A 20,296-nucleotide genomic window follows, 5' to 3' on the forward strand; every position below is an offset into this window, starting at 1 on the left:
GTGGTGCTGGGGCCGGTCGCGGAGTGCGTGGATGCGGAACGCATCGGCTCTCCCGTCGTCGTCGTGGCATATGTGCATAGCCGAGGGACGACGTTGGCCCTCTGCGAAATTTCGTGCAGATTACATGATGACGACAATCCCGAGAAGCGGATACGTCATTCCAGCATGCGGACTGCACGAGGCAGAAAGAGGGGACTTTCGCGGCGCTCTACGGAGGTATCGCGCGAGGCGGAGGTCCCGGTGCAGGGCGGGCATCGTTGCCCGGAGCCCTGGTGTGATTCCCGGCGGACACGGAATCGAAACCGCCGGGTAACGGACTACTTATGTTGCGTCCTGCATAGTGTCTCACTCCAGCCGCGGTCAGCCTATGGCTCCACCGATCCAGGTTCCCAGGATGTACGTCACACCGGCGGCCGCGCCACCCAGGGCCAGCTGGCGTACGCCGCTGTACCACCAGGACCGGGCGGTGACCCGGGAGACGACCGCGCCGCAGGCGAAGAGCCCGACCAGCGCGAGCAGCACCGCGGGCCACAGAGCCGTGGCACCCAGCAGGTACGGCAGTACGGGGAGCAGCGCGCCCAGCGCGAAGGAGCCGAAGGACGAGACGGCGGCGACCAGCGGCGAGGGCAGGTCGTCGGGGTCGATCCCGAGCTCCTCGCGGGCGTGGATCTCCAGCGCCTGCTCGGGGTCGCGCGACAGCTGCATGGCGACCTCGCGGGCGAGCGGCGGCTCGACCCCGCGTGAGACGTAGAGCTCGGCGAGCTCCTCCATCTCGTCGATCGGGTGCTTGCGCAACTGCTGACGCTCCACGTCCAGTTCGGCGAGGACCAGTTCGCGCTGCGAGGCGACGGAGGTGTACTCGCCGGCCGCCATCGAGAAGGCACCGGCCGCGAGACCCGCCAGCCCCGTGATGACGACGGTCTGCGGGGCGACGGCGCCGCCCGCCACGCCGGTCATCAGGGCGAGGTTGGAGACGAGCCCGTCCATGGCACCGAAGACGGCCGGCCGCAGCCATCCACCGTTGACGTCACGGTGGGTGTGGTTGTCGCGGTGGGCGGTGTGCAGCGGTGCTTCGATGTCGATGATGGACATGCGTGAAATCTCCCCAAATGTGCGAACGGACGCCAAGACGCGCCCCGCTCCCCCTGAACACCTCGAAACTACGCACGATTTCTGTCGCCCGCCAGCAAGGAAGGCCGTACTTACCTGGGCTTTTGCGGGTCGGCGACCGGGTGACGGGGGTGTTCGCGGGGTGTTTCGCGACAGGCGACAAACCACATGCCATGGCACAAATCCCCCAAGGGCTCATGATGAGCCCCATCGAAGGTGGGAGAGGCGCGCCATGGAGCCGATGAAGCTGATTGCATGCAATCCGCAGGTCCTCCTCGAACGGGCCAGGGGCGCTCTTCTCGGACTCGCGGTGGGCGACGCGCTGGGCGCTCCCGCGGAGAACATGAAGCCGTCGGAGATCCGGGCGAAGTGGGGCCGCATCGAGGGGTTCGTGTCGGAGGACCCGGCGGGCACGGACGACACCGAGTACGCGATCTTCTCCGGGCTGCTGTTGGCCCGCCACGGCTCGGCGCTCACCGTCTCCCACGTGGAGCGGGCCTGGCACCACTGGATCGCCGACCTCGACGAAGGCCCGTTCCGGGGCGCCGGGTTCTCCGAGCGCGGCACCCTGGAGAACCTCCGCCGGGGCCTGGCGGCGCCGATCTCGGCCCAGCACCGGCACGCCTGGTCGGACGGCCTGGCCATGCGGGCCGCGCCGTTCGGCGTCTTCGCCGCGGGCCGGCCCGCGGAAGCGGCCCGGCTCGTCGCCATCGACGGCTCGGTCAGCCACGACGGCGAGGGCATCTACGGCGGCCAGGCGGTCGCGGCGGGCGTCGCCGCGGCCATGGCCGGCGGCTCCCCCGCCTCGGTGGTCTCGGCGGCCCTGTCCGTCATCCCGTCCGACTCGTGGACGGCCCGCTCCCTGCGCCGGGCGGTCACCGCCGCCCCGCGCGGCGAACGGGCGGTGCGCTCGGCGGTGGTCATCGGCGGCTACCCGTGGACCGACCTGGCTCCCGAGGCGGTGGGCCTGGCCTTCGGCGCCTTCGCCGCCTGCCGGGGCGACTTCCCGTCCTCCGTCCTCACCGCCGTGAACATGGGCCGCGACGCGGACACCACGGCGGCGGTGGCGGGGTCCCTGGCCGGCGCGCTGTCCGGCGCCGCCGCGATCCCCGCCGCCTGGTCCTCGGCCATCGGGCCGGTCCGCGGCAGCTGCCTCCCCTCGATGCGGGGCTACCACGTCCTGGACATCGCGGACCTCCTCACCCCGGAATGCGAGGCCGCCCGATGACCCTCTCCCCGGACGACGTGACCACCACGCCCCCGGCGCCCCCGACCGAGCCGAGCCCACCCCCGACCGGCCCGGCACGGGCCACCCGAGGCCTCCCGGACCTCCGCCCCGGCACGGATCCGGCTCCCGCCGAAGGGGGCCCGGAGGACCTCCTCCGCCCTGTGACTGATCCGGCTCCCGCCGAACGGGGCCCGGGGGGCTTCCGGCCCGGTACGGGTCCGACTCCCCCCGAACGGGGCCCCGGGGCCCCCCGCCCCGGCACGGATCCGGCTCCCGCCGAACGGGGCCCCGGCGGCTCGCCCCTGGGCCGGCTCGCACCGGCCGAGGCATCGCCGCGCATGCTGCCGGCACGGTCCGTGGCCCCGGCGGAGCCGGAGCCCTGGGGTGCGCCCCCGGCCGAGCGGGGGCCCGTAGGCCTGACCCCGGCCGGTCAGGCCCCGGCCGCGGCGCCGCCGGGCACCCCGCCGACGCGCCCGGCGAACCCGATCCCGGGTGCGGGGCCGGCTCCGACCCCGGCGGGTGGCGTCCTCGCTCCCGTCCCCGGGACGGGGTCCCGGATCGTGGTCCGGGCCGGGGCCGGGATCCTGACCCGGGACCACTCCGCCGAGCTCCCCGCAGGCGGCCCGGCAGGCGGCCCGGCAAGGGGCCCGGCCCGCCCGATCGAGGGCCTCCTCCTCGGGCTCGCCGCAGGCGACGCGGCCGGGTGGCCCGCCGCCCGCCACCGCGCCAGCCGGATGCCCGAGTGGACCCGCCGCCTGACCCGCGAGCTCGACACCTTCGCCGAGCAGAACGCCACCACCACCCTCCCCGTCCCCATCGCCCTCAACCAGCCCCCCGAACCGCTGCGCCTCGGCCCCTCCGACGACGCCGAATGGGCCGCCTTCGTCGCCGAGTCCGTGCTCACCGCCGCCGGCGTCCTCCTCAGCGACCTCAGCAGGTCGCGAAGGATGCGCGCGGCCATCGACCTCGCGTGGAACGCCCTCGCCTCCGAGGTCGCCGCGGCGGCCGAACGCGCCCCCGAGGTCGAGTCCGCCGTCCTCCCCCTGCGCGCCCGGATCTCCGTACGCGCCGGCCTCGGCAACCTCGCCACCGGCCTGCGCCCGCCGGCCACCGGCCACGACAACCCGCACTACTTCGACGACGCCGCCTGCGTCCGCGCCTGCGTCCTCGCCGTCGTCCATCCCGGCGACGCCCGCGCGGCGGCCGACCTCGCCGAGTTCGACGCCCGCTACACCCAGGACGGAGACGGGGTGCACGGCGCCCGCGCCATGGCCGCCGCCATCGCCACCGCCTTGAGCGCCACCGGCGCCGACAACGCCGACGACGCCGTCGACGCCGCCGTGGACGCCGCCCTCGAACAGCTCCCCGAGGCCACCGAGATCGGCCGCAACGCCCGGCACGCCGTCCGCCTCGCCCGTACCCACAAGGACGGCGGCGCCTTCGCCATCGTCCCCACCCTCGAACACGAGATCGTCGACCACGTCTACAGCTACGGGATCGCCGCCGCCGAGACCGTCCCCGTGGCCCTCGCCCTCGCCACCGCCGCCCGCGGCAGGATGACCGAGGCCGTCCCGGCCGCCGCCTGCCTGTCCCGCGTCGCGGACTCCGCCCCCGCCCTGGCCGGCGCACTGACCGGCGCCCTCGGCGGCGGCGACTCGATCCCCACCGCCTGGCGCGAGGCCTGCCGCACCCTCTCCGGCTGCGCGCTCCCCCGCCTCGCCGGCACCGACCTCGTGGAACTCGCCGCGCTCCTCGCGGCCACGGAACTCACCTCACCCAAGGGATGATTCGGACATGACGCTCACGTTGGAGGACCGGGCCCGCGGCGCTCTCGTCGGAGCCGCCGTCGGCGACGCGCTCGGCGGCCCGGTGGAGGGCTGGACCCCGGACCGGATCGTGGAACGACACGGCGGCCGCGTGCACGGCATCGTCGGCCCCTGGCACGAGGACTGGCGTACGGCCCGCCCCATCGCGCCGTACCACAAGGGTGACGGGCACGTCACGGACGACACCCTGATGACGCACGCGCTGGTACGGGTCTACGAGGCGGTACGGGACCACCTCGACGCCTACGCCGTCGCCGAGCACCTGGTCCCGGACCTGATGTCCAACCCGCGCTGGATCCCCGAACTCGAAGCCGAGGCCCTCCCGCTCCAGCGCATCTTCCTCGCCGAGAAGTGGATCGTGGCCCGGCTGCACTACGCGCACGTCGACCCCCGTGAGGCCGGCAGCGGCAACATCGTCAACTGCGGCGCGGCGATGTACATGGCCCCGGTGGGCATCGCCAACGCGGGCAACCCGGCGGGTGCGTACGCGGAGGCGCTGGACATCGCCGGCGCGCACCAGTCCTCGTACGGGCGGGAGGCCGCGGGCGTGTTCGCTGCGGCGGTGGCGGCCGCGTGCGTGCCGGGGGCGACCGCCACCTCGGTGGTGGACACGGCCCTGTCCCTGGCCAAGGACGGTACGCACGCCGCGATCGCCGCCGTGCGCGAAGTGGCTTTGCTTCACCGGGACTTCGAGTCGGCGCTGGCGCCGCTGCGGGCGGCGGTCGCCCCGTACGACTCGGTCGGCCCGGACTACCGGGCGCCCTCCCTGGACGCCCGCCGGCCATCGCGCCTGCACGCGATCGAGGAGCTCCCGATCGCGCTGGGCATGCTGCTCGTCGCGGACGGACGGTACGAGAGCGCCGTGCTCGGGGCGGTCAACTACGGCCGGGACTGCGACTCCATCGCCACCATGGCGGGGGCGATCGCCGGAGCCCTGGGCGGCGAGGCCGTGGTCCCGGCCACCTGGGCCAAGCAGGTCGCCGAGGCCAGCCGCCTCGACCTGCACGCCCCGGCCGAGGCGCTGGCCGCGGTGGCCCGGGAGATCTTCGCGCTCGACCGGTCCCGCCGCCGGTGCCACGAGTCGGCCTTCACCGCGATCGCGGACCTCCGGTGACCACCGTCCGGCTGACCTGGGCCCAGCCCGAGGACCTCGTCGGGCACGAACTGCGCCAAGCCGCGGAGGACGGGCGGGACCCTGCCGCCGCCCTCCGCGCCTGGCTCGCGGCGGGCGGCCACCCGGCCCCGGACCGCGCCGGCGCCTCCCCCACCCCGGCCCCACCGGAACTCCGCGCCCTGGCCGGCCGACTGCTCGACGACCTGGCGGCGTTGCCGCTCCACTCGCCGGCCGACGAACCCCGGTCCTGGCCGGACATCACCGCGTCCTGCCGAACCGGCCCGGACCCGGGAGCCGGCAGGCCGGAACGGACGTCGGGTCCGGCCGACCACCGGGCCGCGCACCCGGGCGACGGCCGGGAACCCGGCGCCGACGGCCACGAGGAACGCCTACGGACCAGGCTGGAGGCCGCCTGGGTGGGGCGGGCCGTCGGGTGTCTGCTCGGGAAGCCCGTCGAGAAGCTGCCGCTCGCCGGGATCCGCGCCCTCGCCCGCGCCGCGGGCAACTGGCCGCTGGACGACTGGTTCACCGCCCGCGGCGTCCCCCCGGACGTGCTGGCCGCCCACCCCTGGAACCGCCGCTCCGCCCCGACCTCCCTCGCCGAGAACATCGACGGCATGCCCGAGGACGACGACCTCAACTACCCCCTCCTCGGGCTGCTCCTGCTCCAGCGGCACGGCAAGGGCTTCACCACCGCCGACGTGGCCCGTCTCTGGCTCGACGAGCTGCCGGCCGGGCGGACCTTCACCGCCGAACGCATCGCCTACCGCAATCTCCTCCTCGGCCTGGAGCCCCCCGCCACCGCCACCCACCACAACCCCTTCCGCGAGTGGATCGGCGCCCTCATCCGCGCCGACGTCCACGGCTGGACCAACCCGGGCGACCCGGCCGCCGCCGCGGCCCAGGCCTATCGGGACGCCGCCCTGACCCACACCGGCAACGGCGTGTACGCCGCCCTCTTCGTCGCGGCCGCCACCGCCACCGCCGCCACCGGCCGCTCCGACGTCCACACCGCGCTCCGGACCGGGCTGGCCTTCGTACCGCCCCGCTCGCGCCTCGCCGAAGCCGTCCGGTTCGGGATCCGGGCGGCCGGCCGGGAGGCGGACTTCGACCTCGTCGTCGACCGGCTGCACGCGCGCTACGGGCACTACCACTGGGTCCACGCCGTCCCCAACACCGCGCTGATCGCCGCCGCCCTCACCCACGCCGACGGGGACTTCACCCGCTCCGTCTGCCGCGCCGTGTCCGGCGGCTGGGACACCGACTCCAACGGGGCCACCGCCGGCGCCCTCGCCGGACTGCTCACCGGCTCCCCGGACGGCATCCCGCACCGCTGGACCGCTCCCCTCAAGAACCGCCTCGCCACCACCGTCCCCGGCTTCGACGGCATCGGCTTCGACGCCCTCGCCCACCTCACCGCACAGGAGGCAACACGCTCATGACGGCCATCGCCGTGCTCGGCAGTACGAACATGGACCTCGTCGCCTACGTCCCCAAGGCCCCCCGGCTCGGGGAGACCGTCACCGGCCGGGCCTTCCGCACCGTCCCCGGCGGCAAGGGCGCCAACCAGGCGGTCGCCGCCGCCCGCTCCGGCGGGGAGGTGGTGATGATCGGCGCGGTCGGCGCCGACGAGTTCGGCGTACGGCTGCGCTCCGCGCTCACCGCGGCCCGCGTCGACACGGCGGCCCTGCGCACCGTCGAGGGCGCCAGCGGCACCGCCCACATCACCGTCGACGACGAGGGCGGCAACAGCATCATCGTCATCCCCGGCGCGAACGCCGCCGTCACCGGCCTGGAGGCGGGGGACGAGGCCCGGATCGCCGCCGCCGGCTCCCTCCTCCTCCAACTCGAACTGCCCCTGACCGCCGTCCTCGCCGGAGCCCGCGCGGCCCGCGCGCACGGCGTCCGTACGGTGCTCACCCCGGCCCCCGCCCAGGCCCTGCCCGCCGATCTCCTCGCCGCGACCGACCTCCTCGTCCCGAACGAACACGAGGCGGCCGCCCTGACCGGGCTCACCGATCCCCTCCAGGCCGCCGAGGCCCTGCTGTCCCAGGTGCCGGAGGTGGTGATCACCCTCGGCGCGGCCGGGGCGCTGTACGCCGCCCGGGGCGCGGAACCGCTGACCGTGCCCGCGCCCCGGGTGCGGGCCATGGACACGACCGCCGCCGGGGACACCTTCGTCGGCGCCCTCGCGGTGGCCCTGGGCGAGGCCCGGCCGATGCCCGCGGCCCTGCGCTGGGCCTCCGCGGCGGCCGCGCTCTCCGTCCAGCGCCCGGGAGCCCAGGACTCGATGCCGACCCGAGCCGAAACGGACGCCTTCGCCCTGGCCGGGCGGGCCGCGGAAGCCCGGCCGAACCGTACCGGCGGCAACCAGGCCGGAGCCGCGTCGTGACCCCCACCGGGCTCCGGCCCCCGGACACCGGCGCCGCGCCGACCGGCACCGCCGGGGCCGGGAGCGTGTCGGGGCGATCCCCGCAGGGCGCCGAACGCACCGCCGCCGCACCGTCCGACCCCGAGCCCCGTTCGGCGCCCGAGGAGACGCCCCGGCGCGCGCCCGGCCCCACCGAAGCGGACGCCACCGGCAAAACCCCCCGCGGCCCCCTGGAAGGGCTCCGCGTGCTCGACCTGGCCACCCTCTTCGCCGGGCCGCTGACCGCCACCCTCCTGGGCGACTTCGGCGCCGAGGTCATCAAGGTCGAGCACCCCGGCCGCCCCGACCCCTCGCGCGGCCACGGCCCCGCCAAGGACGGCATCGGCCTGTGGTGGAAGCTCCTCGGCCGGAACAAGCGGACGATGACCCTCGACCTGTCCACCCCGGGCGGCCGGGACACCCTGCTGCGCCTCGCCGGCACCGCCGACGTGATCGTCGAGAACTTCCGCCCCGGCACCCTGGAGAAGTGGGGGCTGGGCTGGCCCGAGCTGTCCGCCGCCAACCCGCGCCTGGTCCTGGCCCGCGTCACGGCCTTCGGCCAGCACGGCCCGTACGCCCACCGCCCGGGCTTCGGCACGCTCGCCGAGGCGATGAGCGGTTTCGCCGCGATCACCGGGGAGCCGGACGGGCCGCCGACCCTGCCGCCCTTCGGGCTCGCCGACTCGATCGCCGCGTTGACCTGCGCCTACGCCGTGATGACCGCCCTCGCCGGCCGCGACCGTACCGGGCACGGGCAGGTGGTGGACCTGGCGATCGTCGAGCCGATGCTCACCGTCCTCGGCCCGCACCCGCTCTGGTACGACCAACTCGGCTACGTCCAGCCGCGCACCGGAAACCGTTCCACGAACAACGCCCCGCGCAACACCTACCGCAGTGCCGACGGGCGCTGGCTGGCGGTCTCCGCCTCGGCCCAGTCCATCGCCGAGCGGGTCGTGCGGCTGGTCGGTCGGCCCGAGCTGATCGCCGAGCCCTGGTTCGCGACGGGCACCGGGCGGGCCCGGCACGCGGACGTGCTGGACGAGGCGGTCGGCGGCTGGATCGCCTCGCGCAAGGCCGAGGAGGTGGTCGCCGCGTTCGAGGACGCCGAGGCGGCCGTGGCCCAGGTCTACGACGTCCGGGACGTGATGGCCGACCCGCAGTTCGCGGCCCTCGAGACGGTCACCGAGGTCCAGGACCCGGAGCTGGGTCCCCTCCGGATGCAGAACGTCCTCTTCCGGCTCTCCGAGACCCCAGGCGGGATCCGCTGGGCGGGCCGCCCCCACGGCGCGGACACCGAGGAGGTGCTGGCCGAGCTCGGGCTGACCGAGGCCGAGATCACCACACTGCGGACCGAAGGAGCCCTGTGATCCTGACCTGGCTGTACGCGCCCGGCGACCGCCCGGAGGTGGTCGCCAAGGCCCTCGGCTGCGGGGCGGACGCCGTCATCGTCGACCTGGAGGACGCGGTACCGGCCTCGCGGAAGGAGTACGCGCGGGCGGCGACCGCCGAACTGCTCACCGAGCGGCCCGCGATGCCCGTCCACGTCCGCGTCAACGCCCTGGGCTCCCCCTGGGGCGGCGCCGACCTCACCGCGCTCGGCGGATTGCACGGCCTCGCGGGGCTGCGGCTGCCCAAGATCAATGCCCCGGCGCAGATCGCCGCCGTCGCCGACCGCACCGGCGGGGTGAGCCTGCACGCCCTGCTCGAATCGGCGGTGGGCGTGGAGCGCGCCTACGAGATCGCCCGCGCGCACCCCGCCCTGCGCGGGCTCTCCCTCGGTGAGGCGGACCTGCGGGCCGATCTGGCCGTCAGTGCGGAGACGGGCCTGGACTGGTGCCGCTCCCGGGTGGTGGTCGCGGCCCGGGCCGCGGGGCTGGCTCCGCCGGCGCAGTCGGTGTTCCCCGACATCCGGGACCTGGAGTCGCTGGCCGTCTCGTGCGCCCGGGGCCGCTCCCTGGGGTTCCTCGGCCGGGCGGCGATCCACCCGCGCCAGCTCCCGGTGATCGAGCGGGCCTACCTGCCGGCGCCCGAGGAGGTCGACGCCGCCGTGGAGGTGCTGAGCGCGGCCCGGGCCACCCCGGGCGCGCTGGCCCTGCCCGACGGTCGGTTCGTGGATCCGGCGGTGGTCGCGGCGGCGCACCGCACCCTCGCACTCGCCGCTCGCACGGCCGCCCACTGACCGGGCCGTCCGCCGCTCGAGCCCCCGGCCCGGGGCTCCGCCCGAAACCCATCCGGCTGCGCGACGGGGCCGCGCGCGGCGCCGTGTCCCGGGGCTCCGCCCCGGACCCCGCGCCTCAAACGCCGGCGGGGCTGGATCGGCTCGCGCGAAGGGGGCGCCGCGAGCTCGCGGCGCCCCCTCATGGACCGTCGCGGTCAGCGCTTGCCGGCCTCCGGAGCCTCGGCCTCGGCGGGCGCGTCCTTCGTGAGGACCGGCGTCTTGGCCTCGGCCGGCTCGGGCTTCGCCTCGGCGGTGGCGTCGGCCGGAGCCGCGTCGTCGCCCTCCTTGCCGTCGGAGGCGTCACGGTCGGGTTCGACGACCGACTCGCGGCCCGGCCGCAGCTTCGCCGACAGCACCAGGTACACGACGGCCAGGACGAAGACGACGATCGAGGTCCAGACGTTCAGCCGGACGCCCAGGATGTGGTGCGCCTCGTCGACGCGCATGTACTCGATCCAGCCGCGGCCGACGCAGTACGCGGCGACGTACAGGGCGAAGGCCCGTCCGTGACCGAGCTTGAAGCGGCGGTCGGCCCAGATGACGAGCAGTGCGACGCCGACGCACCAGAGCGACTCGTACAGGAAGGTCGGGTGGTAGGTCCCGGCGTCCCGGTTCGGGCCCGCGGTGATCTGCACCGCCCACGGCAGGTCGGTGGCCCGGCCGTACAGCTCCTGGTTGAACCAGTTGCCCCAGCGGCCGCAGGCCTGGGCCAGCGCGATGCCGGGGGCGAGGGCGTCCGCCCAGGCAGGCAGCGGGATCCCGCGCAGGCGACAGCCGATCCAGGCACCCACCGCGCCGAGCGCGATGGCGCCCCAGATGCCGAGTCCGCCCTCCCAGATCTTGAAGGCGTCGACCCAGTTGCGGCCCTCGCCGAAGTAGAGCTGGTAGTCGGTGATCACGTGGTAGAGGCGACCACCGACCAGGCCGAAGGGCACGGCCCACACGGCGATGTCCGCGACCGTGCCCGGCTTTCCGCCGCGCGCGATCCATCGCCTGTTGCCGAGCCAGACGGCGACGAAGACGCCGATGATGATGCAGAACGCGTAGCCGCGGAGCGGGATCGGTCCGAGATGGATCACGCCGGTCGACGGACTGGGGATGTAAGCAATGTCCATGGCAGACATGACGCTACCCTGCCGGGCGGTGCGTACGGCAACCCGCCCGGCAGACGAAACCAAATCCAGACCTGGAACGGGGCTTCGGTCAGTTCCCCGAAGACTCGCCGGAGGAGCCGCCGGACGAGCTGCCGGAGGTCCCACCGGTGGATCGGTTCGAGGACCCGGCGGACGACCCGACGGACGACCCGCCCGACGCGGACGACCCGGTGCGCGAGGCCGACGGCGAGGCCTTCGCCCCGCCCTTGGTCCCGGATCCGGGGGTGGAGCTCGTCGACGGTGAGGCCTTCCCGCCCTCGGCTCCGGCGTCCGCGCCTCCCGAACTCTTCGCGGCGGCCTCCACCTGTTCCTTCAACTTCTGCGGTGTCACCTGGTTCGCCTCGTCGGAGAGGATGTCCTTGCCGTTGAGCAGCACGGTGGGGGTGCCCCGGAACTGTCCGGTGGTGAAGGCGCCGTCCGACTTGGCCACCCAGCTGTTGTACGTGCCGTCCTCGACACACTGACGGAACTCGGGGGTGTCCAGCCCGTCGACCTTGCCCGCCAGTTCCAGCAGCTTGGCGTTCTTGCCGAAGGCGTCGTCGATCTCCTGCGGCTGGTTCTGGAAGAGGAGGTCGTGATACGCGGTGAACTTGCCGGCGTCCTGCGCGCAGGCGGCCGCGTTGGCCGCCTTCAGTGAGCCGGTGCCGCCCATCCTCCGGTCGATCAGCGTGACCAGGTGGTAGTCGACCTTGAGCAGCCCCTTGGCCTCCAGGTCGTGGATGACGTCGCGGTACTTGCCTTCGAAAAACTGGCAGGAGGGACAGCGGAAGTCCTCCCACACGGTGAGGGTGGACTTCGCCTCGGGCTTACCGGCTTGGATGGCGAGGGCGTCCTTGCCGGTGGCCCCGGAGGGCGCGACCACCGGGCCCGCCTTGGTGGAGCCGCTCTTGCCGGTGTTGGCCGCGATCACGCCCACGACGGTCGCCAGGCCGAGGACGCCGACCACCGCCGACGCCACGATCAGGGTCCGCCGGCGCTTGTCCCGGGTCTTCTGCCGCTCGCGCTCCACGAGGAGTCGTTCCCGGGCAGATCGTTTCGTCGCATCGCGGTTCGCACCGTCGTTCTTCTCGCTCACGTTCCGCCAAACGAAGCAGGGAGGCACTCGCGTGCCTCCCTGCCCGCACTTCCACCCGATCGGGCTACAGAACCCGATCAGACATCCGTGCCCGTGCTCGAACGCGCGTCAGCTCCGGCGTACGCCTTCCGCGAGCTCGCCGGCGAGCGCCCGTACGGCGTCCAGGCCGGCCGGCAGGTCCGGCGCGTCCAGGAGCAGCTTCACGAAGGCCGAGCCGACGATGACTCCGTCGGCGAAGCCCGCGACCTCCTTGGCCTGGACGGCGTTGGAGACGCCGAGCCCGACGCAGACCGGCAGGTCGCTGGTGGCGCGGGTGCGGCGCACCAGATCGGCGGCCTGGTTGCCGACGGACTCGCGGGTGCCGGTGACTCCCATGAGGGAGGCGGCGTAGACGAAGCCGGAGCCGGCCGCCGTGATGGTGGCCAGGCGCGCGTCCTTGCTGCTGGGAGCCACGACGAAGACGGTCGCCAGACCGTGCTTCTCCGCGTGCTCGCGCCACAGCGCGGACTCCTGCACCGGCAGGTCGGGCAGGATGCAGCCGGCGCCGCCGGCCGCCGCCAGCTCGGTCGTGAACCGCTCGACGCCGTAGCGGTCGATGGGGTTCCAGTAGGTCATCACCAGGATCGGGGCGCCGGTCGCCTCGTGGGCCTCGCGGACCGTGCGGAGCACGTCGGCGATCTTGACGCCGCCGCGCAGGGCGATGTCGTCGGCGGTCTGGATGACCGGCCCGTCGAGGACCGGGTCGCTGTGGGGCAGGCCGATCTCGACGACATCCGCGCCTCCGGCGAGGACGGCCTTGACCGCCTCGATGCCGCCGTCGACGGTCGGGAAGCCGGCGGGGAGGTAGGCGACGAGGGCCGCGCGGTCCTCGGACTTCGCCTTGGCGAGAGTGGCGCTCAGCAGCTCGATGTTGCCGCGCCCGTGCGTGGAGCTCACTTGTCGTCCCCCTCGGAGAACTCGTCGGCGGCGACTTCACCGTCGGTGTCGTACAGGCCGAAGTACCGGGCGGCCGTGTCCATGTCCTTGTCGCCGCGACCGGACAGGTTGACGACGATCAGGCCGTCCTTGCCCAGCTCACGGCCCAGGTCGAGGGCGCCCGCGAGGGCGTGCGCCGACTCGATCGCCGGGATGATCCCCTCGGTGCGCGAGAGCAGGCGCAGGGCCTGCATCGCCGCGTCGTCGGTGACCGCGCGGTACTCGCCCCGGCCGGAGTCCTTGAGGTAGGAGTGCTCCGGGCCGATGCCGGGGTAGTCCAGGCCCGCCGAGATGGAGTACGGCTCGGTGATCTGGCCCTCCTCGTCCTGGAGGACGTAGGAGCGGGAGCCGTGCAGGATCCCGGGCTCGCCGGCGGTCAGCGTGGCCGCGTGCTCGCCCGTCTCGACGCCGTGCCCGGCGGGCTCGAAGCCGACCAGGCGGACGTCGGTGTCCGGGATGAAGGCGTGGAAGAGGCCGATGGCGTTGGAGCCGCCGCCGACGCAGGCCGCGACGGCGTCGGGCAGCCGGCCGGCGCGCTCCAGGATCTGGCGGCGGGCCTCGACGCCGATGACCCGGTGGAAGTCCCGGACCATGGCCGGGAAGGGGTGGGGGCCGGCGACCGTACCGAAGAGGTAGTGGGTCCGGTCCACGTTGGCGACCCAGTCGCGGAACGCCTCGTTGATGGCGTCCTTGAGCGTCCGGGAGCCGGACTTCACGGCGATGACCTCGGCGCCCAGCATGCGCATGCGGGCCACGTTGAGGGCCTGGCGCTGGGTGTCGATCTCGCCCATGTAGATGGTGCATTCGAGGCCGAAGAGCGCGCAGGCGGTGGCGGTGGCCACGCCGTGCTGGCCGGCGCCGGTCTCGGCGATGACGCGGGTCTTGCCCATGCGCTTGGTGAGCAGCGCCTGACCCAGCACGTTGTTGATCTTGTGCGAGCCGGTGTGGTTCAGGTCCTCGCGCTTGAGGAAGATCCGCGCGCCGCCGGCGTGCTCGGCGAAGCGGGGCACCTCGGTGAGGGAGCTCGGCCGGCCGGTGTAGTTGACCATGAGGTCGTTGAGCTCGGCCGCGAAGGCCGGGTCGCCCTTGGCCTTCTCGTACTCGACGGCGACCTCGTCCACGGCGGCGACGAGCGCCTCCGGGATGAACTTGCCGCCGAAGTCGCCGAAGTAGCCCTCGGCGTTGGGAACGTGACCCTCCGGGTCCGGGATGAAGAACTCGCTGGACATGTCCAGTGCTCCTACGGGTGCGAGATGCGGCGGGGTGGATTCACCGTATTGCGCCGCCCGCCCGTGCCGCGTACACCCCGCTGGGGGATGCCGTGGGTACGGTGCGGAGCGGCCCGCGTCCGGAGCCGGCGGCTCGGGACGTCAGGCCGTACGGGAGCCGCGCACGGCCGGTACGTCTCGCGTACCGGGCCGTGGTCGCCCTCGTTACAGCGCGCCTCCGCGGCGCCATCGCATGCCGTTGACCTGACCGGGCTCGGAGCCGATCACGTACCGGACCCGCCGCCCGTGCACACGCCGGGCCGGGGCGCGGCAGCCGCGGGGGCGGCAGCCGCGCGCCAGGGGCGCGTGCGCCGTCGGCACGCCGACCGGGCGCGAGCCCGGACGGTTGCGGACGGAGGAGCGGTCGTGGGTCATGGGTAGGGGTCAGCTCCGCCCGTGGCGCAGGGCGGGGTGGGCGCCGGCGGCGACGAGGTCGGCCACGGCCGCCTTCGGGTCGCGTCCGGTCACCAGGGACTCCCCGACGAGGACGGCGTCCGCGCCCTCGTTGGCGTAGGCGATCAGGTCGTGCGGGCCACGGATGCCGGATTCGGCGATCTTGACGATGTGGTCCGGGATCTCGCCGACGACGCGCTCGAAAGTGGAGCGGTCGACCTTGAGGTCCTTGAGGTTGCGGGCGTTGACGCCGATGATCTTGGCGCCCGCGGCGACCGCGCGCTCCACCTCCTCCTCGTCGTGGACCTCGACGAGCGGGGTGAGACCGATGGACTCGGCCCGCTCGATGAGGGAGACGAGGGCCTCCTGCTCCAGGGCCGCGACGATCAGCAGGACGAGGTCGGCGCCGTAGGCGCGGGCCTCCCAGAGCTGGTACGCCGTGACGATGAAGTCCTTGCGCAGGATCGGGATGTCCACGCGGGCGCGGACGGCCTCCAGGTCGGCCAGCGAGCCGCCGAATCGGCGCTGCTCGGTGAGGACGGAGATGACCGCCGCCCCGCCGGCCTCGTAATCAGCGGCGAGCCCGGCCGGATCGGCGATGGCGGCCAGCGCGCCCTTGGAGGGGCTGGATCGCTTGACCTCGCAGATCACCTTGACGCTGTCGCCGCGCAGGGCAGCGACGCCGTCCTTGGCCTGGGGCGCCTTGGCGGCACGCTCCTTGAGCTCGTCGAGGCTCACGCGGGCCTGCCGTTCGGCAAGGTCTTCGCGGACCCCTTCGATGATCTCGTCGAGCACACTCACGCGAGCGGCCCCCTTCCGGGTCGATGACGGTCGGTCGCCTTGCGGACACGTACAACAGCAAGGTCGACCCTCAAATGGTATCCGCAGGAGGCGTTGCCCTCCGCACGCGGTTGACGACGTCCCAGTAACTGGACATTCGGAATCCGTGCTTCATAGGGCCTGCCCAGGGGGCTCAGGGTGCCAGTGCGGAGCCGAAAGAGAGATTTCGGACAATGACGAAAACCAGTGTCAGGGCGCCGAGCGCCCACCAGTACGCGGGACGCAGCACGATCCTCGGGGTCGGCCCGCCGCGGAAGGCGCGGACCAGCCACAGGGCCATGAACCCCGCGAAGACGAAGTAGCCCACGACCGCGAACGCGTTCGCCCCGAGGGCGGCGACCAGGTCGCCGTGCGCGAAGGCGTGCGCGCTGCGCAGGCCGCCGCAGCCCGGGCACAGCACACCCGTCAGCCGGAACAACGGGCACACCGGGTAGTGGCCGGGCTCGTTGGGATCCACGGCCCCCACGTACGCGAAGGCGGCGGTGACCCCGGCCACGTAGAACGCCGGGACGGCGAGGCGCCGGGCCCGGGACTGCCGCTCGGCGGACCGCGCCGGCTCCACGGGTACGGGCGCCGGCGACGGCGGGGCATCGGGGGTGCGAGAGGCGTCCACCTGCTGATTCTCTCCGCTCATGACAAAAGGCGCAGCCCGGCGGGGCCGCGCCTTTCGGCCGCGTCGCTACGGACGGCTTCGCGACGGACCGCGTCGCTACGGACCCGTCGCTCGCGCGCTCAGACCTTGGCGGGAACCTTGGACGCGGCGATGACCTCGGCGAGGTCCTTGTGCGCGGCCTTCGGCGCGCCCATGCCCGCGGCCTTCATCCCCAGGCCGACGACACCGCCGAGCACGACGACGACGAGACCGGCCCAGAAGCCGAGCGGGTTCGCGAGCACCATGAAGGCGCCGGAGATGCAGAAACCGATGAAGGCGATGATGACACCGGTCCAGGCGGCCGGGGTGTGTCCGTGGCTAGTGCCCGCCATGAGTTGCTCCTCGTTGCTCTGTCGCGCTGCTGTGTCGAACGTGCGGTCCGTGCCGGACGCCCGGCGACCATTGTCCCGTACCGGGCGGCTTCGCCGGCCAGGGGGGTCGGGTCAGTGGGCCCGGCCGGCGCCCGGGTCCTCGGTCGGGTCCTCGCCGCGGTCCAGAGCCTTCCACAGATCTTCCGGCCGGTCCGGATCAACCGCCGCGACAGTCCGGGCGCGGGGGCTGCCGTCACGCTCGTAGCGGCCTCCCATCGCGGGCCAGGTCCGGCCGAAGCGCAGGGCCAGCAGACCGGCCGCCAGGATCAGGACCGCGCCGGCGGCCGTGACGTAGGGCCAGGTCGTCTGGGTCAGCCCGGCCACGTGCGCGGCACTGTCGGCGGTCGTCCGGGCGGCCTTCGCGTCCAGGACCTGGCGGCCGTCGCTGCCGAGGACCGCGGCCAGCGCGGCCCCCAGGCCGCTGAGCGCGAGCAGCCCCGACACCAGCAGCCGGCTCCTGCCGCGTACGGCGAAGACGGCGACCAGCGCGGCGAGTCCCACGATGGCCAGCGCCGCGGGCAGGCCGGTGACGGCCCGCCCGTCGGCGGCCAGCTGGAGCGAGTCGCTGCCGATGGCGGCGGTGCCCCGGGCCCAGGTCCGACCGGAGGCGAGCAGGACGACGGTGGCACCGAGGGCGCCGAGCAGCAGGGCGACGGCCACACTGCGGCGGCCGCCGCGGCTGTCGGGAGCCTCGGGCTCGGACTGGGCGTCGGCGTCGTTTCGGGGCGGGGGTACGGCACTCACGTACCCCACTATCCCCTACGCCCTCAGGAGCCGTGGAGGCGGTTCGCCGCTCCGACCGCGCGCAGCACGGCGGCCGCCTTGTTGCGGCACTCGTTGTCCTCCAGTTCGGGTACCGAGTCCGCGACGACACCCGCCCCGGCCTGCACGTACGCCGTGCCGTCGCGCAGCAGCGCGGTGCGGATGGCGATGGCGGTGTCGGAGTCCCCGGCGAAGTCCAGGTAACCGACGCAGCCGCCGTAGAGGCCGCGGCGGGAGGGCTCCAGCTCCTCGATGATCTGCATGGCGCGCGGCTTGGGCGCGCCGGAGAGGGTGCCGGCCGGGAAGCAGGCCGTGAGCACGTCGAAGGCGGTCTTCCCCTCGGCGACGCGCCCCGTCACGGTGGAGACGATGTGCATCACGTGGGAGTAGCGCTCGATCGACATGAAGTCGACGACCTCCACCGAGCCCGGCTCGCAGACCCGGCCGAGGTCGTTGCGGCCCAGGTCGACGAGCATCAGGTGCTCGGCGCGCTCCTTGGGGTCGGCCATCAGCTCGTCGGCGAGGTCGTTGTCCTCCTGCGGGGTCGTGCCGCGGTGGCGGGTGCCCGCGATGGGGTGGACCATGGCCCGCCCGTCCTCGACCTTGACCAGCGCCTCGGGGCTGGAGCCGACCACGTCGAAGCCGTTCTCGAAGCGGAAGAGGTACATGTACGGGGACGGGTTCGTGGCCCGCAGCACCCGGTAGACGTCCAGCGCGGACGCCTGGCAGGCGGTCTCGAACCGCTGCGAGGGCACCACCTGGAAGGCCTCGCCGGCCCGGATCCGCTCCTTGATGTCCTCGACGGCCTCCTGGTACTTCTCGCCGCCCCACAGGGCCGAGAACTCGGGCAGCTCGGAGGCGGGCAGCGGCGTGGGGGTGTACGGGGCGGGCCGCGCGAGGTCGGCCTCCATCGCGTCGAGCCGGGCCACCGCGTCCGCGTACGCCTCGTCCACGCCGGTGTCGAGGTCGTTGTGGTTGATGGCGTTGGCGATGAGCTGGACGGTGCCGTCCCAGTGGTCCATGACCGCCAGGTCGGACGTGAGCAGCATCGTCAGCTCGGGCAGCTCCAGGTCGTCGGCGGTGTGCTCGCCGATGCGCTCCAGGCGGCGCACGATGTCGTAGCCGAGGTAGCCGACCATGCCGCCGGTGAAGGGGGGCATCCCGGCGGCGAGGTCGCGGGGGGTGTGCAGGGCCTCGACGGTGGCGCGCAGGGCGTCGAGGGGGTCGCCGTCGGTGGGTACGCCGACGGGCGGGGTGCCGATCCAGTGCGCGCGGCCGTCCCGCGCGGTCAGGGTGGCGTCGCTGCGGACCCCGATGAAGGAGTACCGGGACCAGGAGCGGCCGTTCTCGGCGGACTCCAGGAGGAAGGTGCCGGGGCGTTCGGCTGCGAGCTTGCGGTAGAGCCCGACGGGGGTGTCCCCGTCGGCCAGCAGCTTGCGGCTCACGGGGATGACGCGGCGGTCGGCCGCGAGCTTGCGGAACGTCTCAAGATCCATTTCGGGGACCCTACCTAGTCGGCTTCGCGGAGGAGGACATCTTCGTCGAAACAGGTGCGTGCCCCGGTGTGGCAGGCCGCTCCGACCTGGTCGACCCTGACGAGCACGGTGTCGGCGTCGCAGTCGAGCGCGACGGATTTCACGTGCTGGAAGTGACCGGAGGTGTCCCCCTTCACCCAGTACTCCTGGCGGCTGCGGGACCAGTAGGTGCAGCGGCCGGTGGTCAGGGTGCGGTGCAGGGCCTCGTCGTCCATCCAACCGAGCATGAGCACCTCACCGGTGTCGTACTGCTGGGCGATGGCCGGGACCAGCCCGTCCGCGGAACGCTTGAGGCGCTCGGCGATGGCGGGGTCGAGATTGCCGGGGCGGGGGGACGTACTCATGGGGCCATTGTGCCGGGCCGGGGCGGGGGTGATGATCCCCGTCCGCCTGATGAGCGGGTGTTCGGCGGGTTCCCGCCGTAGGCTGGCCCGCATGTCTACCCATGCGAAGCGTGAACGCCTGCTCCTGGCGGACCTGTTGGAGGCGGCCGGTCCGGAGGCCCCCACGCTGTGCGCCGGCTGGACCTGCCGCGACCTGGCCGCGCACGTGGTGGTGCGCGAACGGCGGCCCGACGCGGCGGGCGGTCTGCTGCTGAACGTACTGAAGGCCCGGCTGGACAAGGCGATGGAGGAGTACACGGCCAAGCCGTACGAGGAACTGATCCAGTTGATCAGGACCGGTCCGCCGAGGCTGTCGGTGTACGCGCTCAAGCAGATCGACGAGGCGGCGAACGCGGTCGAGTTCTACGTCCACGCGGAGGACGTCCGCCGGGCGCAGCCGGACTGGTCCCCGCGGGAACTGGACCCGGTCTTCTCCGACGCGTTGTGGTCCCGGCTGGAGAGGCTGGCACGTCTGACGGGCCGGCGCTCGCCGGTGGGCCTGGTACTGAGGCGTCCCGACGGGCGGACGGTGGTGGCGCACAAGGGCGCGCCGGTGGTGACCGTGACCGGCGAGCCGGGGGAGCTGACGCTGTTCTGCTTCGGCCGGCAGGCGGCGGCGTCGGTGTCGCTCGACGGCGAGAGCACGGCCGTGGCGAAGCTGACGGTGGCGGAGCTCGGCCTCTGACCTGGCCGGGCCCTTGTTTTCCGGGTGCGGTCCCGTGGCCGCGCCCTTGCCCTGGCCGGGCGGTGCGGGTTCGTTTCCGGGTGCGGCCCGGTGGTCGCGCCCTTGCCCTGGCCGGGCCCTTGTTTTCCGGGTGCGGCCCGGTGGCCGCGCCCTTGCCCTGGCCGGGCGGTGCGGGTTCGTTTCCCGGGTGCGGTCCGGTGGCCGCGCCCTTGCCCTGGCCGGGCCCTTGTTTTCCGGGTGCGGCCCGGTGGCCGCGCCCTTGCCCTGGCCGGGCGGTGCGGGTTCGTTTCCCGGGTG

General features: G+C 73.9%; 19 protein-coding genes and 1 pseudogene. 8 read left to right on the top strand and 12 right to left on the bottom strand.

Going from position 1 to position 20,296, the window contains the following annotated elements; genetic code table 11:
• Positions 1 to 360: 360 nt before the first annotated feature.
• Complete coding sequence (locus tag ACGFYY_RS37115; RefSeq protein WP_365275081.1) at positions 361 to 1,092, bottom strand: VIT1/CCC1 transporter family protein; 732 nt, start codon at positions 1,090 to 1,092, stop codon at positions 361 to 363.
• A 259-nt stretch (positions 1,093 to 1,351) separates the two neighbouring features.
• Between ACGFYY_RS37115 and ACGFYY_RS37120 the strand changes: the two genes are divergently transcribed.
• From ACGFYY_RS37120 to ACGFYY_RS37150, 7 genes are all read left to right on the top strand, one after another.
• Positions 1,352 to 2,338 carry an ADP-ribosylglycohydrolase family protein gene (locus ACGFYY_RS37120; RefSeq protein WP_393716388.1) on the top strand — a complete coding sequence of 329 codons (987 nt, stop codon included), beginning with the start codon at positions 1,352 to 1,354 and terminating at the stop codon, positions 2,336 to 2,338.
• Positions 2,339 to 2,676: 338 nt separating this feature from the next.
• Positions 2,677 to 4,125: an ADP-ribosylglycohydrolase family protein gene (locus tag ACGFYY_RS37125; protein WP_393716390.1), complete on the top strand. Its 1,449-nt coding sequence runs from the start codon at positions 2,677 to 2,679 to the stop codon at positions 4,123 to 4,125.
• Positions 4,126 to 4,132: 7 nt separating this feature from the next.
• Positions 4,133 to 5,278, top strand: coding sequence for an ADP-ribosylglycohydrolase family protein (locus tag ACGFYY_RS37130; protein WP_393716392.1), 1,146 nt, complete (start codon positions 4,133 to 4,135; stop codon positions 5,276 to 5,278).
• The gene (locus ACGFYY_RS37135; protein WP_393716394.1) at positions 5,275 to 6,720 is read left to right on the top strand and encodes an ADP-ribosylglycohydrolase family protein; all 1,446 of its coding nucleotides are present in this window, start codon (positions 5,275 to 5,277) and stop codon (positions 6,718 to 6,720) included. Before ACGFYY_RS37130 ends, ACGFYY_RS37135 begins: the two co-directional genes overlap by 4 nt.
• Entirely contained in the window at positions 6,717 to 7,670 is a 954-nt protein-coding gene (gene rbsK, locus ACGFYY_RS37140; protein WP_393716396.1) for a ribokinase, read from the top strand. Before ACGFYY_RS37135 ends, rbsK begins: the two co-directional genes overlap by 4 nt.
• A gap of 209 nt (positions 7,671 to 7,879) precedes the next feature.
• Positions 7,880 to 9,055 carry a CaiB/BaiF CoA transferase family protein gene (locus ACGFYY_RS37145; protein ID WP_393716411.1) on the top strand — a complete coding sequence of 392 codons (1,176 nt, stop codon included), beginning with the start codon at positions 7,880 to 7,882 and terminating at the stop codon, positions 9,053 to 9,055.
• Positions 9,052 to 9,867 (top strand): CoA ester lyase, encoded by an 816-nt coding sequence (locus ACGFYY_RS37150; RefSeq protein ID WP_365275234.1) that lies wholly within the window; start codon positions 9,052 to 9,054, stop codon positions 9,865 to 9,867. Before ACGFYY_RS37145 ends, ACGFYY_RS37150 begins: the two co-directional genes overlap by 4 nt.
• Positions 9,868 to 10,061: 194 nt before the next feature.
• Here the strand turns inward: ACGFYY_RS37150 and lgt are convergent, their stop codons facing one another.
• The 11 genes and pseudogenes from lgt to hisI all read right to left on the bottom strand — a co-directional run bounded on the left by lgt (position 10,062) and on the right by hisI (position 19,275).
• Positions 10,062 to 11,021 (bottom strand): prolipoprotein diacylglyceryl transferase, encoded by a 960-nt coding sequence (lgt, locus tag ACGFYY_RS37155; protein WP_393716413.1) that lies wholly within the window; start codon positions 11,019 to 11,021, stop codon positions 10,062 to 10,064.
• Positions 11,022 to 11,343: 322 nt separating this feature from the next.
• A pseudogene (locus ACGFYY_RS37160) lies at positions 11,344 to 12,135 on the bottom strand (DsbA family protein); the annotation flags it as partial.
• A gap of 108 nt (positions 12,136 to 12,243) precedes the next feature.
• Positions 12,244 to 13,071 (bottom strand): tryptophan synthase subunit alpha, encoded by an 828-nt coding sequence (gene trpA / locus ACGFYY_RS37165; RefSeq protein ID WP_365275243.1) that lies wholly within the window; start codon positions 13,069 to 13,071, stop codon positions 12,244 to 12,246.
• On the bottom strand, positions 13,068 to 14,339 hold the full coding sequence (trpB, locus tag ACGFYY_RS37170) for a tryptophan synthase subunit beta (RefSeq protein WP_393716398.1): 1,272 nt from the start codon (positions 14,337 to 14,339) through the stop codon (positions 13,068 to 13,070). The genes trpA and trpB overlap by 4 nt, the downstream gene beginning before the upstream one ends.
• A 204-nt stretch (positions 14,340 to 14,543) precedes the next feature.
• On the bottom strand, positions 14,544 to 14,753 hold the full coding sequence (gene trpM / locus ACGFYY_RS37175) for a tryptophan biosynthesis modulator TrpM (protein WP_030724550.1): 210 nt from the start codon (positions 14,751 to 14,753) through the stop codon (positions 14,544 to 14,546).
• A 9-nt stretch (positions 14,754 to 14,762) separates the two neighbouring features.
• Positions 14,763 to 15,572 carry an indole-3-glycerol phosphate synthase TrpC gene (gene trpC, locus ACGFYY_RS37180; protein WP_030012837.1) on the bottom strand — a complete coding sequence of 270 codons (810 nt, stop codon included), beginning with the start codon at positions 15,570 to 15,572 and terminating at the stop codon, positions 14,763 to 14,765.
• A 172-nt stretch (positions 15,573 to 15,744) separates the two neighbouring features.
• Positions 15,745 to 16,245 (bottom strand): DUF2752 domain-containing protein, encoded by a 501-nt coding sequence (locus ACGFYY_RS37185; protein WP_393716401.1) that lies wholly within the window; start codon positions 16,243 to 16,245, stop codon positions 15,745 to 15,747.
• Positions 16,246 to 16,343: 98 nt separating this feature from the next.
• Positions 16,344 to 16,595: an HGxxPAAW family protein gene (locus tag ACGFYY_RS37190; protein WP_365275254.1), complete on the bottom strand. Its 252-nt coding sequence runs from the start codon at positions 16,593 to 16,595 to the stop codon at positions 16,344 to 16,346.
• Between the two features lie 111 nt (positions 16,596 to 16,706).
• Positions 16,707 to 17,387, bottom strand: coding sequence for a TIGR02234 family membrane protein (locus ACGFYY_RS37195; RefSeq protein WP_365275257.1), 681 nt, complete (start codon positions 17,385 to 17,387; stop codon positions 16,707 to 16,709).
• 14 nt (positions 17,388 to 17,401) lie between these two features.
• Positions 17,402 to 18,892 (bottom strand): anthranilate synthase component I, encoded by a 1,491-nt coding sequence (locus ACGFYY_RS37200; protein ID WP_393716404.1) that lies wholly within the window; start codon positions 18,890 to 18,892, stop codon positions 17,402 to 17,404.
• Positions 18,893 to 18,906: 14 nt separating this feature from the next.
• Positions 18,907 to 19,275 carry a phosphoribosyl-AMP cyclohydrolase gene (hisI, locus tag ACGFYY_RS37205; protein ID WP_365275263.1) on the bottom strand — a complete coding sequence of 123 codons (369 nt, stop codon included), beginning with the start codon at positions 19,273 to 19,275 and terminating at the stop codon, positions 18,907 to 18,909.
• Positions 19,276 to 19,366: 91 nt separating this feature from the next.
• Here hisI and ACGFYY_RS37210 point away from each other — a divergent pair, with 91 nt between their 5' ends.
• Positions 19,367 to 19,999: a TIGR03085 family metal-binding protein gene (locus ACGFYY_RS37210; protein WP_365275266.1), complete on the top strand. Its 633-nt coding sequence runs from the start codon at positions 19,367 to 19,369 to the stop codon at positions 19,997 to 19,999.
• Positions 20,000 to 20,296: the final 297 nt, after the last annotated feature.

Origin of the sequence: Streptomyces sp. NPDC048331, assembly GCF_043201215.1 — a bacterium.
Classification (GTDB): Bacteria; Actinomycetota; Actinomycetes; order Streptomycetales; family Streptomycetaceae; genus Streptomyces.

What these genes read in the sequence shown, in the direction of transcription:
- ACGFYY_RS37115 (WP_365275081.1), bottom strand. Translation starts at nt 1,092, where the DNA reads ATGTCCATCATCGACATCGAAGCACCGCTGCACACCGCCCACCGCGAC.
- ACGFYY_RS37120 (WP_393716388.1), top strand. Translation starts at nt 1,352, where the DNA reads ATGAAGCTGATTGCATGCAATCCGCAGGTCCTCCTCGAACGGGCCAGG.
- ACGFYY_RS37125 (WP_393716390.1), top strand. Translation starts at nt 2,677, where the DNA reads ATGCTGCCGGCACGGTCCGTGGCCCCGGCGGAGCCGGAGCCCTGGGGT.
- ACGFYY_RS37130 (WP_393716392.1), top strand. Translation starts at nt 4,133, where the DNA reads ATGACGCTCACGTTGGAGGACCGGGCCCGCGGCGCTCTCGTCGGAGCC.
- rbsK (WP_393716396.1), top strand. Translation starts at nt 6,717, where the DNA reads ATGACGGCCATCGCCGTGCTCGGCAGTACGAACATGGACCTCGTCGCC.
- lgt (WP_393716413.1), bottom strand. Translation starts at nt 11,021, where the DNA reads ATGGACATTGCTTACATCCCCAGTCCGTCGACCGGCGTGATCCATCTC.
- trpB (WP_393716398.1), bottom strand. Translation starts at nt 14,339, where the DNA reads ATGTCCAGCGAGTTCTTCATCCCGGACCCGGAGGGTCACGTTCCCAAC.
- trpM (WP_030724550.1), bottom strand. Translation starts at nt 14,753, where the DNA reads ATGACCCACGACCGCTCCTCCGTCCGCAACCGTCCGGGCTCGCGCCCG.
- ACGFYY_RS37185 (WP_393716401.1), bottom strand. Translation starts at nt 16,245, where the DNA reads ATGAGCGGAGAGAATCAGCAGGTGGACGCCTCTCGCACCCCCGATGCC.
- ACGFYY_RS37190 (WP_365275254.1), bottom strand. Translation starts at nt 16,595, where the DNA reads ATGGCGGGCACTAGCCACGGACACACCCCGGCCGCCTGGACCGGTGTC.
- ACGFYY_RS37200 (WP_393716404.1), bottom strand. Translation starts at nt 18,892, where the DNA reads ATGGATCTTGAGACGTTCCGCAAGCTCGCGGCCGACCGCCGCGTCATC.
- hisI (WP_365275263.1), bottom strand. Translation starts at nt 19,275, where the DNA reads ATGAGTACGTCCCCCCGCCCCGGCAATCTCGACCCCGCCATCGCCGAG.
- ACGFYY_RS37210 (WP_365275266.1), top strand. Translation starts at nt 19,367, where the DNA reads ATGTCTACCCATGCGAAGCGTGAACGCCTGCTCCTGGCGGACCTGTTG.